General features: G+C 54.0%; 7 protein-coding genes. All 7 read right to left on the reverse strand.

Features of this window, described 5'->3' with window-relative positions; genetic code table 11:
* Nucleotides 1-72 precede the first annotated feature (72 nt).
* The 7 genes from ACO08I_RS00435 to ACO08I_RS00465 all read right to left on the reverse strand — a co-directional run bounded on the left by ACO08I_RS00435 (nucleotide 73) and on the right by ACO08I_RS00465 (nucleotide 14,292).
* On the reverse strand, nucleotides 73-942 hold the full coding sequence (locus tag ACO08I_RS00435) for an alpha/beta fold hydrolase (RefSeq protein WP_421948129.1): 870 nt from the start codon (nucleotides 940-942) through the stop codon (nucleotides 73-75).
* Complete coding sequence (locus tag ACO08I_RS00440) at nucleotides 939-6,356, reverse strand: PKD domain-containing protein (protein WP_421948130.1); 5,418 nt, start codon at nucleotides 6,354-6,356, stop codon at nucleotides 939-941. The genes ACO08I_RS00435 and ACO08I_RS00440 overlap by 4 nt, the downstream gene beginning before the upstream one ends.
* Before the next feature lie 431 nt (nucleotides 6,357-6,787).
* Entirely contained in the window at nucleotides 6,788-7,693 is a 906-nt protein-coding gene (locus tag ACO08I_RS00445) for a zinc metalloprotease HtpX (RefSeq protein ID WP_282783746.1), read from the reverse strand.
* A 274-nt stretch (nucleotides 7,694-7,967) separates the two neighbouring features.
* A complete protein-coding gene (gene xylA / locus ACO08I_RS00450) occupies nucleotides 7,968-9,296 on the reverse strand; it encodes a xylose isomerase (protein ID WP_421948131.1) in 1,329 nt (442 codons plus the stop codon).
* Complete coding sequence (locus tag ACO08I_RS00455; protein ID WP_421948132.1) at nucleotides 9,293-10,792, reverse strand: xylulokinase; 1,500 nt, start codon at nucleotides 10,790-10,792, stop codon at nucleotides 9,293-9,295. The genes xylA and ACO08I_RS00455 overlap by 4 nt, the downstream gene beginning before the upstream one ends.
* The gene (locus ACO08I_RS00460; RefSeq protein ID WP_421948133.1) at nucleotides 10,789-12,189 is read right to left on the reverse strand and encodes a sulfatase; all 1,401 of its coding nucleotides are present in this window, start codon (nucleotides 12,187-12,189) and stop codon (nucleotides 10,789-10,791) included. Before ACO08I_RS00460 ends, ACO08I_RS00455 begins: the two co-directional genes overlap by 4 nt.
* A gap of 60 nt (nucleotides 12,190-12,249) precedes the next feature.
* A complete protein-coding gene (locus tag ACO08I_RS00465; RefSeq protein WP_421948134.1) occupies nucleotides 12,250-14,292 on the reverse strand; it encodes an FAD-dependent oxidoreductase in 2,043 nt (680 codons plus the stop codon).
* Nucleotides 14,293-14,315: the final 23 nt, after the last annotated feature.

The raw sequence follows: 14,315 nt of genomic DNA on the forward strand, positions 1-14,315 counted from the left end.
TGGAGCTTAGCTGAGGTGTCGGCCCCCTGCAATATTTTCGCCCGACCGGTCCACTTAGGCGGTAGTCAGCCATTATTCCTGTGCATCCGGAGCCACGGGTTCTTCACCAAGCAAAAGGCTGACAAAATAATCTGGCAACATCACATGTACAGGGTGTTCCTGCCCGGGCAGTGCAATAAGGGGTGTTTGAGTAGGCAGCAATGCTTGCAGATAGGTCGAATTCTCAAAGGGCACAAGGGTGTCTGCGGTGCCATGAATGAGGGTGGTGGGTACCTTTACAGACTGAAACAGCGGCAAAGCTTCCCGGAGCGCCTGCGGGTGCCCCAGCTTTTCTACATTGGAAACCCAAATCGGGGAGGGGAGCAGGTACCGGAAAAACTGGAAATTGATACAGTAGGAGATACCGAAGGTCACTTCCAGTTCCGGGTCATAAGCACCGGAAATCCCATAAATATGTTGTATTCGCTCCGGCGCCAATGCCCCAAGTGTCACCGCAACCGGCGCTCCGTAACTATGCCCGACAACCACAACAGGTTTGGACTGGGCCCTGAGAATGGGCAGCAGCGCCTGACCTTGTGCCGTCACAGAGGGCTCGGCTCTCTTGGGGCGGGTACCGCCGTAACCGGGACGTTCGGGGATGAGGAGATAGTATTGCTCGTAAAGCCGGTCCTGCTTAGCGATGGCCAGCCAGTCGAACAGCCCGCCCGGCGCACCGTGGATAAGCAACAGAGGGGTCTTTGTTGTGTCGCCAATTTGCAGGTAGCGCACCTCATCGGGCGTGAATTTGATAGCCAAAGGCTGTTCTACTTTACTGTACAGCCAGCGGGCGCCCCTCTCAGAACCTAGAAACCGGTCAGCGCCTGCAATCAGTAGCAACAGGAACACCGTTAGCCCGCCGAGGCTGATCAACACCCATTTCAGGATACGTTTTACTTTATTCATCGTAGCTTTAACAACCGTTCCTGCCAGAAGTAGTTTGCTGTCTCCACTCTAAGTAAATAAGTACCGGCAGGGTAGGGTGTCAGCGGGATGCGCAGTTCGGCTCCGGTCAAAGGCCAACGGCCAGCCTCCTGACCTTGCAACGTATACAATACGGCTTGACCTTCAGTCAGCCCCGGTGCGACCAGCCAGGCCGCATCATTGGCAGGATTGGGGAAAAGCCTTACCTGTTCACTCCCGGGCTCTTTAGTGCCCACAATCACCACTTCAATGGTATCACAGTAGATATTGGTGCCGCAGAGGTCGGTAGCGGTGAGGCAGACCGGATAGAACCCAGACTGCTCATAGGTATGAATGGGATTGGGGACATCGGAGGTATTCCCATCCCCGAAATCCCAGCTCCAGTTAGTAACAGTGTTGTCGGCCAGTTGGAAAAAGCTCACGGTGCCATCTTCTCCAATCCAGTTGTAGTTGACCCAGGGCGGGGAGCAAGTCACCGTTATGGAATCACAAAACTGGGTGCTGCCGCAAATGCTGCTGGCGGTGAGGCAGACCTGGTAGGAGCCGGGTTGGGCATACGTATGCATAGGAGCCTGTTGGGTGCTGCTTTGACCGTCACCGAATGTCCATAGCCAGGCGACTGCATCGGTGGTAGAGCTGTCCTGGAAAGTGGCCAGAAGTTCGTCAGCGGTGAAGCCGAAGTCAGCCTGCGGAGGCGTGCAGCTTACGGTGATGAGCTCACAGCGCTGGGTAGACCCGCAAACACTGGAAGCCTGCAGGCAGACCAGGTAATTGCCGGGGCTATTAAAGGTATGGGTGGGGTTTTGTGCAGTACTGCTGTTGCCATCCCCAAAGGTCCAAAACCAGGTGCTCGGAATGTTGGTGGAAACATCGGTAAAGTCTACGGCAAGCTCTGAATTCATGTAAGTGAAATTGGACTGGGGAGCATTGCAGGTGATGCCGATGGTTTGGCAAGTCTGTGAAGTCCCGCAAATACTGCTGACGGACAGGCAAACGGTGTAGATGCCCGGTTCGGGGAAAGTATGTGCGGGGTTCTCCAGGTCGCTGGTGGTGCCATCTCCGAAATTCCAGGACCAGGAGGTGGGATTATTGGTGCTGGCATCCGCGAAGATGAGGTTAAGTTGGTTGGGGGTGTATTCAAAATCAGCCTCAGGCGCAGCACAGCTTACCGTTATGGTTTGGCAGGATTCTGTAGTACCGCATACGCTGCTAACCGTTAAGCAAACGGTATAGTCCCCGGGCGCAGCGTAGGAATGTGTGGGATCGGGCAGGGTGGAAGTTGTGCCGTCTCCAAAATCCCAGGCCCAGCTGGCCGGATCAGCCGTCGAGGCATCGGTGAAAGCCACCTCCAGTTCGTTGGGCTGGAAGGAAAACTGTGCCTGAGGCGCTGCACAGCTTACCTGCACGGTTTCACAGTCAGTAGCACTGCCACAAAGGCTGCTGGCTTCCAGGCAAACAGTGTAGGTTCCGGGCTGACTATAGGTGTGCACCGGGTTCGGCCCGGTTGCGGAATTTCCATCCCCAAAGGTCCAGAACCAGCTCGTGGGGTTGTTGGTGCTGGCATCAGTGAAAGATACCGAAAGTTCATCTTCCTGTACTGCAAATATAGGTTGGGGCGCATTGCAGGACACGGTGACCTGAGAGCAGGCCGTATTGGAGCCGCAAATGCTTTCGGCAGTCAGGCAGACTTCATAAGTGCCGGGAGCAGCGTAGCTGTGCGCCGGGTTTTGCTGGGCAGAGCCGTTCCCATCTCCAAAGGTCCATGACCAGCTTGTGGGCGCATTCTCGGTATTGTCCTGAAAGTTCACCAGCAGCTCATCAGCGGTATTGGTAAAAGCAGGGTCCGGTGCTGCACAGCTGACAGCGATCTGCTGGCAGGACTGATTGCTTCCGCAGGTGTTGCTGCTGATGAGGCAGATGGTATAGGTGCCCGGCGCATTGAAGGTGTGCGTCGGATTGGGTATACTGCTACTGCCGCCATCTCCAAAATCCCAGTCCCATTCGGTTGGGGTGTTGGGGCTCAGGTCGGTGAGGGTGATCGTAAGCTCGTCGGCCTGAACTTCAAAACTGGCTTGTGGCTCAGGGCATTGGATAACCACGGGAGCACAAAAATCATCGGAGCCACAGATACTGCTGCTTGTCAGGCAAACCTCATAAGTGCCGGCAGAGCCGTAGGTGTGAGAAGGGTTTTGCTGGGTGGAGGTATTTCCATCACCAAAGTCCCATGCCCACTGTGCCGGATTGTTGGAAGAAGCATCAAAAAAGGAAACGCTAAGGAGGTTAGATACCTGCTCAAAAGCAGCATTAGGCGCCGGGCAACCAACGGATTCGGTTTGGCAAACGATATCGCTCACGCCGCATTCGTTGGTTGCGGTGAGGCAGATTTCGTAGGTGCCGGGAGAGGAGTAGGTGTGCATGGCATTGGCTTGCGTAGCGCTGTTCCCATCCCCAAAATCCCAGGACCAGACAGTGGCGGTACCGGGCAGGTTGGCCGTGAAGGTGTAAGAAAGCCCATTCGCAGAACCAGCAAAAGTGGCACTGGGCGGAAGGCAGGCAATGTCAATGGTCGTGCAGGTGCTTAAAAGCCCACATGGGCCATTGGATTGCAGGCAAACTTCGAATACTCCCGTACTCGGAAAGGTGAAGCTAAAGCTGCTCCCCCCGCCAACGCCTTGACCGTTGACCTGCCAAAACCAACTGTTGGCCTGGACGAATGAGGTATCGGTAAAAGTAGCTTCAAGGCCATCCAGGTCAACGCTGAAGCCAAGGGGCGCATTGCTGCAGTCCAGCTCAATAGTCTCGCAAATCACATCGCTGCCGCACACACTTGATGCAATCAGGCAGACTTCATAGCTGCCGGAACCCGGGAAAAGGTATTCAGGAGAAGGGCCGGTAAGGGTATCCTGCCCGTCAATGACCCAGGCCCACTGTTGAACACCGCCATTGGAATCGTCCTGAAAGCTGACCAGCAGATTGTCTGACTCATAGGTGAAGCCGGCCTGTGGAGGCAGGCAGCTGACTGAAACCGTATCACAGATTGCTGAGTTGCCACATATATTCTCTATGCTGAGACAGATTTCATAAATCCCCGGGGCATCGTAATTATGGAATAAAGCTGGCCCGTTGGCGGTGGTGCCATCCCCGAAATCCCAGGACCAGGAGTCTGGGAAGTTAGCGCTTTGATCCTCCACGAAAACTGCCAGGTCTGTGATTTCGATTGTGAAGGCGGCAGCCGGAGGGGGGCAGGTAACAGTTACATTCCTGCACGATGTATCCGTTCCGCAAGCGCCGTCCACGGAAAGGCAAACCTGGTAGGTGCCCGGCGCATCATAGGTATGCTGAGGGTTTTGGCTGTCTGAGGCATTGCCATCTCCGAAATCCCAGGACCAGCTATTAGTGCCGGCACTGGAGCCATCGGTGAAGGCGACGCTTAGATCGTCATCAGCGAAGTCAAAATCAGCTTCCACATCGCCGCAGTTGACCTGTACCAGCTCGCAGGTGGATGCGTTGCCGCAATTGTTGAGCACTACCAGGCAGACAAAGTAGTTGCCTGGCTCGCTGTAGGAGTGGGTAGGGTTTTGCTGTCCGGAGGAATTGCCATCGCCGAAGTCCCATATCCATTCATTGGGCATGCCGAAGGAGAAATCCTGGAAGCTGACTTCCAGCCCGTTGTTGTTGTGGGCAAAGAATACTTCCGGAGGGGTGCAGGAGGTCTGTAGCTGCTTGCAAACGGTAGTACTTCCGCAATCCCCGACAGTGGTCAGGCAGGCCGTGAAGGTGCCGGTAATGGGAAAGGTGTGGACCACCGTCGCGCCGGTATCCTGTGCCCCATCGCTGAAGTCCCAAAAATACTGATTGGTCCCCGTATCGCCCTGCCCCTGAAAGCTGGCGGTCAGTCCTGTAACCTGAAAGGAAAAATCGGCCTGAGCCTGGCAAAACTCACCTTCGGTAATCTGATAAAGTGTATCCGCATCCGGGTCTTCCAAATGATCGATATTGCCGTTTGGCCAGCGCACGATGATACTATCGAGGGTCGTACTTGCTCCCAAACCGAAGTGCGCCCGCAGCCCGCAGTGGATGCCGTAGCCTTCGCCGCTCCGGATTTCGCGGACCTGTCGCCCCCATGGCCCGTAGATTTCGACTCTTGCCCCTACGCCATTGGGATTGGCGTCCGTGCCCTTGAGGGCGACCTCCACGTAGTGATTGTTGTTCCCGGCATTGATCAGCAGTTTGTCTGGCTGAGTACCGATTTGATTGAAGCCCAGGCCGTAGCCCGCGTATATATCCACAAAGCCATCTGCATTGAAATCCCCAACCACCGCACTGTGGATTCTGCCCGGGGTAGGGATCGCATTATTGACTCTTACGAAAGTAGAATTGCCCTGATTGCGTAGTATGGCGTGGCTGGCTCCGATAGACGTGTAGAGCAGGTCCAGGCGCCCGTCATTGTCAAAGTCAGTAAAAATCGCCTGCACGCCCAGGCCCGTTCCGGCTAAAGCTTCTGGTATATTGCTATTGCTGGTGATGTTGGTAAAAGTGCCGTTGCCGTTATTGCGGTAGAGGGCGTTGGGGATATCATGGTTGATCACGAAAGCATCATAGTCGCCATCGTTATCAATGTCGCCAAATGCAGTGGAAATACTCTGCCCCATCGGGAGCAGTCCTGCAAAGGCAGCCACTTCGGTGAAGTCATCATCATCGTCATTGCGGAAGAGCAAATTGAGACGCCGGCCGTCGCTCGCATCGGTTACCCCGAGGCGGTACTTGGAGATGTAGAGGTCGGATGCGCCATCGTTGTTGTAATCCGTCCAAACGGTACCGTAATTTCCCGAGTTGTCCGAGGGGACACTTGAAATAGGGTTGATCAGGTTGTAATCCAGGGAGAATACATTATTTCCGAGGTTGCGGAAAGGAGCGCTAAGCCCATCCTGATGGGCTGCGAAAAGGTCGAGGTCGCCGTCATTATCCATGTCAGCCATATTGGTGCCCTGTAAGAAATAATTACCAGGGTCGATGACTAATGCCGTGTAATCGGTGCCATCATCATTGGCCAAAAATAACCGCAGGGCATTGTAAGAACCGCCGGTCAGAATATCATTGTAGCCATTGCCATCTACATCACCTACTGCGATGCCATTGGAGGGGTTGTTTAGGGACTGAACGTAAAAGCCGCTAAAAAACGGTGTGTTAGCCTGCTGGTATTCAATGTAGAGTTCCTGACGGTTGTCAAGGATCACAAGATCCTGCAACCCGTCACCATTCATATCAGCGGCAGCCATAGGCGTCCCGGAAAGCAAACCGACATTATCGAGGTAAATGGTGGAGTCAAGGAAGCTAATCTGCCCGAATACAGGCAGTACAATTCCAAGGCAGGCGAGGAGTAAATAGTTTCTCATAGGATTATGTTACAGTATGGCAAACTTCCGGTTTGCCTGGTATGGGATTATCCGTTTTCAGTATATACTGCAATCCGGACCTTAAAGTTACACAACTTTGAGAAAAGTAGGGTGAATTTGAATGTATGGATTAACAGGTGCGTGGGAGCAAAGTCGGCAGGGTAAGGCTTTGATAAACCAAAAGCTTACAGTTTACGTAAAATTAGATATTAAAATAGTTGATGGTCAGTGGAGATACGGATTGATGTTGACGTAAGTTGTATGGTTGGCCTCCAACTGAATAATGGTCAGGGAACCTCCGCCAAAAGCAATCCGGTTTATTACCCGCGCTACTATTTGTGGATTCAGGCGAAGGTGGTAAATCTAAAATCAGCCCCATCAACTAACCGGGGACGATAACTGTAGCAGACCTTAGGATGGAGTTGTGCTCATCAGATCATCCGCCAGCGTGTGGGTTGCCAGCTTGCCCAGTCAAACCGGGGCACAAATCGCGGCGCAAGTTCACGCAGCCGTTTTACCCTGTCCTTTATCTCCGGGTGGGAGCTGAGAATTGTAGGGACTTTAATGCCACGGGGTGACTGAAAACGGGCCAGCCAGCCGCCTTTATTGTAGTAGTCGAGTGTCTCCAGGGCATCCGCCAGGGCATTCGGGTCTCCGGTCAGCCGGGCGGCCTCAAGGTCAGCGTCGTACTCGCGGCTGCGGGAAAAAGCCTGTACCATGAGTGTCACGAGCGTAGGTGCCAGGAGCAGCAGGGCTATAGCCATCCACGAAACGGTCGCTTCTCCCATGAAGAAAAGGGGGAGATTGATGAAAAGCAGTATTTGCCCAAACAGGGAGAAAAACCGGGTATACCGGCTAAACAGGTTGACCATCGACTTCAATTGCAGGTCATTATTTCGGATGTGGCTGATTTCATGAGCTAAAATACCAGAGAGCCCCCTGAGGTCCATTGTGGAGAGCAAACCATGGGTAATGGCGATGGCAGGGTCTTTTTTGCTACCGGTAGCAAAGGCATTCAGGCTGTTGTTGGGCACATAGTATAGCTTCGGAGTAGCCGGGAGACCCGCTCGCTGAGCGAGTTGCTGAACCAGCCTCGAAAGCTGAGGCGCCTGTTGGGGATGCAATGGGCGCCCTCCCTGAAAACGCATTATCATCTGGCTCGATACCCTTGTGCTCATCCCCAAAGTGATGAGCCCGAAGGCACCTGCCCATAGCATGCCGGTAAACCCAAAGAGGGTGTAACCCAGCCCCAGCATTAATGCCAGCATACTGATAAATAAGGCGCCTGCCCGGAGGGTATTCTGAAATTTCTGATTTTTATACTGTGCTTCGCTCATTAGTCATGGTCATGGTTCGCTTTTTAAACAGCAAAACCGGTACCATGTGGCAAATGCTGCCAGAATGACGTAACTTGCCTTGAGCTGCTGTCATTCTGGCATTGAATTCGTCTAGCAGCCTGTCGGAGATGTGCTGATGCGGCGAGAGCGAGCAAATATTGTTCTGAACAAGGCGCGAAGAAGGAACATAGCCTGAGCTACGTGACTGATGAGCAACGAAGTGCAGAATAATATTTGCCGTTCGCAGACCATTGAGCGCCTCTCCGACAGGCTGCTAGATGTATTGATTGATAATGTTTTCAAAGTACTCCTGACGGCCACTGTGCTGTACCAACCGGATATTGTGGCGGGCGATGCGGTCCAGGTCCTCCAGGCTCAGCTTGCCGGCTTCAAAATCCTTGCCCTCGCTATGGTCGAATGAGCTGTAACGGTCCTTGCGCAACTGCCGGTATTGGGATTCCTGCAGGATGCGGTCAGCGGCTAGGAGTGCCCGGGCAAATACGTCCATCCCGCCAATATGGGCATGGAATAAGTCCGCCAGGTCGGTACTGTTGCGCCGGGTCTTGGCATCGAAGTTAATGCCGCCGCCCTGCAGCCCACCGGCCTCCAGAATGACCAACAGTGCTTCCGTTACCTCGTAAATGTTGACCGGGAACTGATCGGTATCCCAGCCATTCTGATAGTCTCCCCGGTTGGCATCAATACTGCCCAGCAGGCCGGCATCGGCAGCGACCTGCAACTCATGCTGAAAGGTATGTAGGGCAAGGGTGGCGTGATTAACTTCTACATTAATTTTGAAGTCGTCCATCAGGTCGTTGGCCCGCAGGAAGCCCGTTACTGTTGCGGCATCAAAATCATACTGATGTTTGGTGGGCTCCATAGGCTTGGGCTCAATGAAGAAGTTGCCTTTGAAGCCTTGCTTGCGGGCGTAGTCTTTGGCCGCATGCAGGAAGGTTGCCAGGTGGTCAAGCTCGCGCTTCATATCCGTATTGAGCAGGGAGAAATAGCCTTCCCGGCCGCCCCAGAAGACGTAGTTCTCACCGCCCAGCTTGATCGTGGCATCGAGGGCGAGCTTCACCTGTGCGCCGGCGTGGGCTACCACTGCAAAGTCAGGGTTCGTTGCCGCGCCGTTCATATAGCGGGGGTGGGAAAACAGGTTGGCGGTGCCCCATAGCAGGCCAACTCCTGATGCTTCCATTTTTTCCTTCGCATAATCTGTGATGGCGTCCAGGCGTTTCTCAAATTCCGCCAGGCTGTCCCCTTCGTCGATGAGGTCTACATCGTGGAAGCAAAAGAATGGAATGTTCATTTTGGTGATGAATTCGAAGGCTGCATCCATTTTGTCCTTTGCCCGTAGCAACGGGTCTGCTGCTTCGTCCCAGGGGAAATGCATGGTGCCCGGTCCGAAGGGGTCTGCCCCGGTATTGCAGAAGCTGTGCCAGTAGGCGACCGCAAAACGGAAATGCTCTTTCATGCTCTTGCCGGCCACCACGCGGTCGGCATCGTAGTATTTGAAAGCCAGTGGGTTTTTGGATTCGGGCCCTTCGTAGGCAATTTGGTGAATGCCCTTGAAATACTCTTTTTGTCCTTTGATCACTTTCATGGTGTAATGGTTTTTTGTAAAGCCTTTTCCCAGGCCAGATAGGCGGCCCGGTAGGCGTCAATATCGGTAGACTGAGGCTCGTATTGCCCCACTTTTTTCAGATTGTCATGGATGGCGCTGAGGTCATCCCAGTGCCCGGCACCCACTGCTGCTGCCTGTGCAGCCCCAATGGCTCCGGTGGTTTCCATTATCTCGATGGTGCAACCGCTGAGGCTGGCAACCGTATGGCCAAAAATGGCTGATTGAAAGAGGTTGTCATTTCCTACACGGATTACCTCCATTTTCAGCCCCATGTCCCGAAGGATTCCCATGCCGTAGATGAAAGAAAAAGCGATGCCTTCCAGCCCGGCGCGCAGCAGATGGGCTTTACCATGCCGGTTGAAATCCAGCCCCAGCAATTGAGCGCCCACCTGCCGGTCATTGAGGATGCGCTCTGCGCCATTGCCGAAGGGAAGGGCGGTCATCCCGGCCGCGCCGATGGGGGCTTTGGCGGCTTCTGCCTCCAGCGTTTCATAGGGCGTCCCGGGCGTGAGCATTTTACGGAGCCAGCTGTACTGTATACCGGTGCCGTTGATGCACATCAGTACGCCTATATGCGGCGCATCGGGTTGGTAGTTGACATGGGCAAATCCATTGACCCGGCTTTGAGGATCGTAAAGCGGCTGATCGGTAACGGCGTAAACGACACCCGAGGTGCCACCTGTAGCTGCCACTTCACCCGGGTGCAACACACCCAGGGAGAGAGCATTATTGGGTTGGTCACCTGCCCGGTAGGAGATGGGCGTGCCGGGGGATAACCCCAGTTCATCTGCCGCTGTCTCGCTGATTTTGCTTTGGATGCCTATGCCTGGGGCAATATCAGGTAGCAGCGCCGGATCGATATCGTATACCCTGAGCACATCAGAAGAGACCTGCCGGTCGGCAAAGTCCCAGAAAATCCCTTCGGAAAGGCCGGTAATGGTGGTTTGAATATGCCCACTCATCCGCATGGCAATGTAGTCCCCGGGCAGCATGATTTTGTGGATGCGGGCATAGGTGTCGGGCTCCTCCTGTTGCACCCACTTTAGTTTGGATGCCGTGAAATTGCCCGGACTGTTGAGCAGGTGCTTAAGGGCGCGTTCCTGACCAATGGCTTCAAAGCCAGCCTGCCCGGTAGCCACCGCCCGGCTGTCGCACCAAATAATGGAAGGGCGTACCACTTGCTGCTGCTCGTCTACAAGAACGAGGCCGTGCATTTGGTAGGCCATACCGATGCTGCCAATTGCCGCTCCGGGCACGCCGGTTTGTACCAGCAGCTGTCGGGTAACGGCTTTGATACAGGCCCACCAGAATTCCGGATCCTGTTCTGCCCAGCCGGGCTGCGGCGCCTGAATCGGCATCTCCTGCTCCGGGTAGCTGCTTTTGCCAATGGCTGCTCCGTCTTCCAGGCGGATTAATGCAGCTTTGACGGAAGAGCTGCCCAGGTCAAAGCCTATGCTGTACTGTGGTACGCTCATGGTTTTTGTTTTTGTTGCTCAAGCCACTCTTTCTGCCGGTCATAGTGGATATTGTCTGCCGGGGCTCTCGTCTTCATTAGTGGTGGAAGCGTTCCCAGGGAGGTCTGAAAATCTTCCATCGCCTGTAGCAGCTCCGCTGCCTTTTCCGGGTGCTTTGGCAGGATATTGTACTTTTCGCTCCTATCGGCTTTGAGATTAAAAAGCAGCGTATCGTGAGCTGGCACACCAGCGCGCCAGGGGTTGGATTCATTACCGGGGTAGGGCATTTTTATTTTCCAGTCTCCCTTTCGGAAGGCACGGAGTTCGCCATTGTAGTAATAAGCCAGGGTGCGCTCACCAAGCGGCTTTTTCTTCAAAAGGTGTGCAGATATATCCTGCCCGTCAATCGGGCGGTCGTCAGGAAGCGTACCGCCCGCCAGTGTTACGAGGGTGGGGAAGAGGTCAATCGTACTAACCAGCTCCTCGCTTTCCATAGGTTCAATCTGCCCTTTCCACTGTATGATGCCCGGTACGCGCATGCCGCCTTCGAAGGTGAATTGTTTGCCCTCCCGAAGCGGTCCGGCGGAGCCTCCGTCAGGCCCAAACGCCAGCCAGGGGCCATTATCGCTGGTGAAAATAACGATGGTGTTTTCTTCTAACTTTTCTGTTTTCAGTTTTTCAAGAATTTGCCCCACGCTCCAGTCGATTTCCTCAATCACATCACCGTACAAGCCCCGGGGGCTCTTACCCTCGAAGTCTTCAGATGCATACAAAGGTACGTGCGGCATGGAATGCGCTACGTACAGAAAAAAAGGCGATCCTGCCTTCCGGTCAATGAAATCCAGTGCCTTTTCGGTATAGGTGCGCGTGGTGTAGCGTTGATCCACCTCATCTGTAACCACTTCATTACCTTCCATGTACACCACACCTGCCATGTCATTGCTGTAGGGAATTCCAAAGTATTCATCAAACCCTTGCTGTAATGGTAGGTAGCGGTGGTGGTGCCCGAGATGCCATTTGCCCACGCAGCTTGTGGTGTAGCCCTGTTCTTTTAGGGCCTCTGCCAGGGTGATTTCCTCCGGTGCCATACCGGTCCAGCTTTCCGGAAAGAACACCGACTGTATGCCCATACGGATGGGATAGCGACCGGTCAGTAAGCCAGCCCGGGAGGGGCTGCAGACCGGAGAGATGGAATAGAACTCCGTAAATCGTGCTCCTTCCGCTGCCATTTGATCCAGGTGGGGCGTCCGGATAACTGCATTCCCGTAGCAGCCGAGGTCGCCGTAGCCGAGGTCATCGGTGAAAATTATGACCACATTGGGCTTTTCCGGCGTAGGCTCCCCGGTAAAAGCATAGAAGGATAGCAACGCCCCGACCGGCACCAGAAAGCAAAGAATTATTGAGCGTGAATTTGGCATAGGCGTAAATTTGAAAAGCCTTAATTTAAAGAAATGCAGGCAGTGGGCGGGTATGTCCGCTTAGTTTTTTTCGGCGACGAGTAAAACGGCATCAGCAGGTATCCATCCAGGCTTGCCATAGGTCTGTACCCTGACTTTTACAGTGTCGCCCGCGCTAAAGTTACGGTAGGGCAGCTCCAGCCATTCCCGGTCGCGTTCGCTCAGGCTGAAGGTTTCCTTTGCCTCTTCCTCCCCATAAGTGGTTTGGATGTGGATGCTGTCCGCCCAGGGGGCAGGCTTCATCGGCTGCGGGATGTAGTAGGCGACTTTGTAGCGTCCGCTCCGTTCTACCGGCAGTAAAAATTCAGCGGAGGCTCCTGCAGCCTCATTATTCGTAATCAGGGCATACTTTTTGTAACGGCCGCCCAGGTTATGCTGCTCCCAGTCGCCGTTAATTATGGCCCGCCCTTCGTCCTCATTATCCGATAGGATATCGGGCAGGGTGCCGTCCAGGTAGGGGTCTTCTTCAAGCTTTTTTTGCAGTTTTGGAATGTCGATTTCCTGTACGCTGCTCCGGTGATCGATAGCCATTGAGGCGGCCACAGCAGCCGTTTGGCCCAATACCATAAAGACAGGCTCCATCCGGATAGAACCGTAGGCAATATGGGAGGCAGACAGGCAAATCGGGACCAACAGATTGGTACACTCCTCCTGTTTAGGGGTTAGAGCATGGTAGGCAATGGGGTATGGCGGGAAGCCTCCCACTTGCACATCCCCTTCATTGCGTACCATGGCTTTGCCATTTTCATGAACCACTACGCGCTGACAGTTGTGGGAGTCCATATTGTAGGCGGCCATGCCAATCGCACCCGGTGCAATGCTGTCTCCCCGGCAGTGATGCTCGGTCATCACATATTCGCCAATCATACGGCGGGCTTCCCGGATATAAAGTTTGTAAGGGAAGTTATTGTTGTCCGTAAACTCATCTTTGGCCCAGCCCCATGCACTCATTTCAGCTCGGATTTCAGGGGTTATGTCCGGATCGTGGCTGAGAAAGTACAACAGTCCGCGAATGTAGGCTTCATGTTCCGCTTCGATGGCCGTCCGTTGCTCGTAGCTGCCTTCCGGATAGCCGTAGTTTGCGCCGATCATATCCGTGGAAAAGGGGCCCTTATTGTTGACATCCGTTTTTCCATTGGGCATGTGCACAATGCGCAGGTAGAACCAGCCTAGCTTTTGTTGCCAGCCGATGCCATCTCTGGCCCGTATGAGGCGCCTTAATAATTCATACTTTGTAGAGTCGTAACCGGCAGGGCGCTCGAAAGGAACCTGATTGGTGGTGTCCTGTGTCAGGCATAGCCGGTAGTTGTACGCTTGTATTTTATTATCGCCCGAGCCTCGCTCTGCTACCGCTTCGGGGCTGATGCCCCAGCATAGCCCGCTCGTGGAATCGCCTTCAACCAGGTAGGGGTCGACAAAGATGGTTTCCTTGCTGTTGGGCGGAAATTGGTTGTCCTCCAGTAGTTGGACGCCGTTAAGGGTCTCACCATAAAGGCTGTTGGGCTCCCGGCCGGTAGTGTGGGAAACGCCAGCCATAGCCAGCAGGTCCCCTACGTAAGTGGCATCGATAAACTGACGCGCCTTTACACTACGCGTTGGAAAATCCGGTTTACTCGCATCTTTCACGGTAATTTCCTGAATTTCGGTACCTTTTTTTCTCAATTTAGCCAAGCGGTGTTCGTACCAGACTTCCACATTGGCCTCCCGGATATAATCCTGGAAAACTTTTTCTGCCTTGTGCGGCTCAAACGTCCAGGCCTCCATTCGGTCGTATTCGTTTCCTAACCGGCGGTAGAAATCCCGGCTCAGCCCGGTCACGGCATACTTGTTGCCGATATCTGTGGCGCCCAGCCCGCCGGAGCTAAGCCCTCCCAAGTGGAGGTCTGGGGAAATTAACAGTACCGTTTTGCCCATTTTGGACGCAGTATAGGCGGCAATGACTCCCGCTGAAGAACCACCGTATACGCAGATGTCATAATCGTACGGATTGGCACCTTTATGCTCTTTGCAACTGATAAGCAAAGACCATGAGGTCAGCAGGAATAAAAAGTATCTTTTTTTCATTGCATGTATTACTTTTTGCGGCG

This window comes from Phaeodactylibacter xiamenensis, assembly GCF_965229835.1.
Lineage (GTDB): Bacteria > Bacteroidota > Bacteroidia > Chitinophagales > Saprospiraceae > Phaeodactylibacter > Phaeodactylibacter xiamenensis.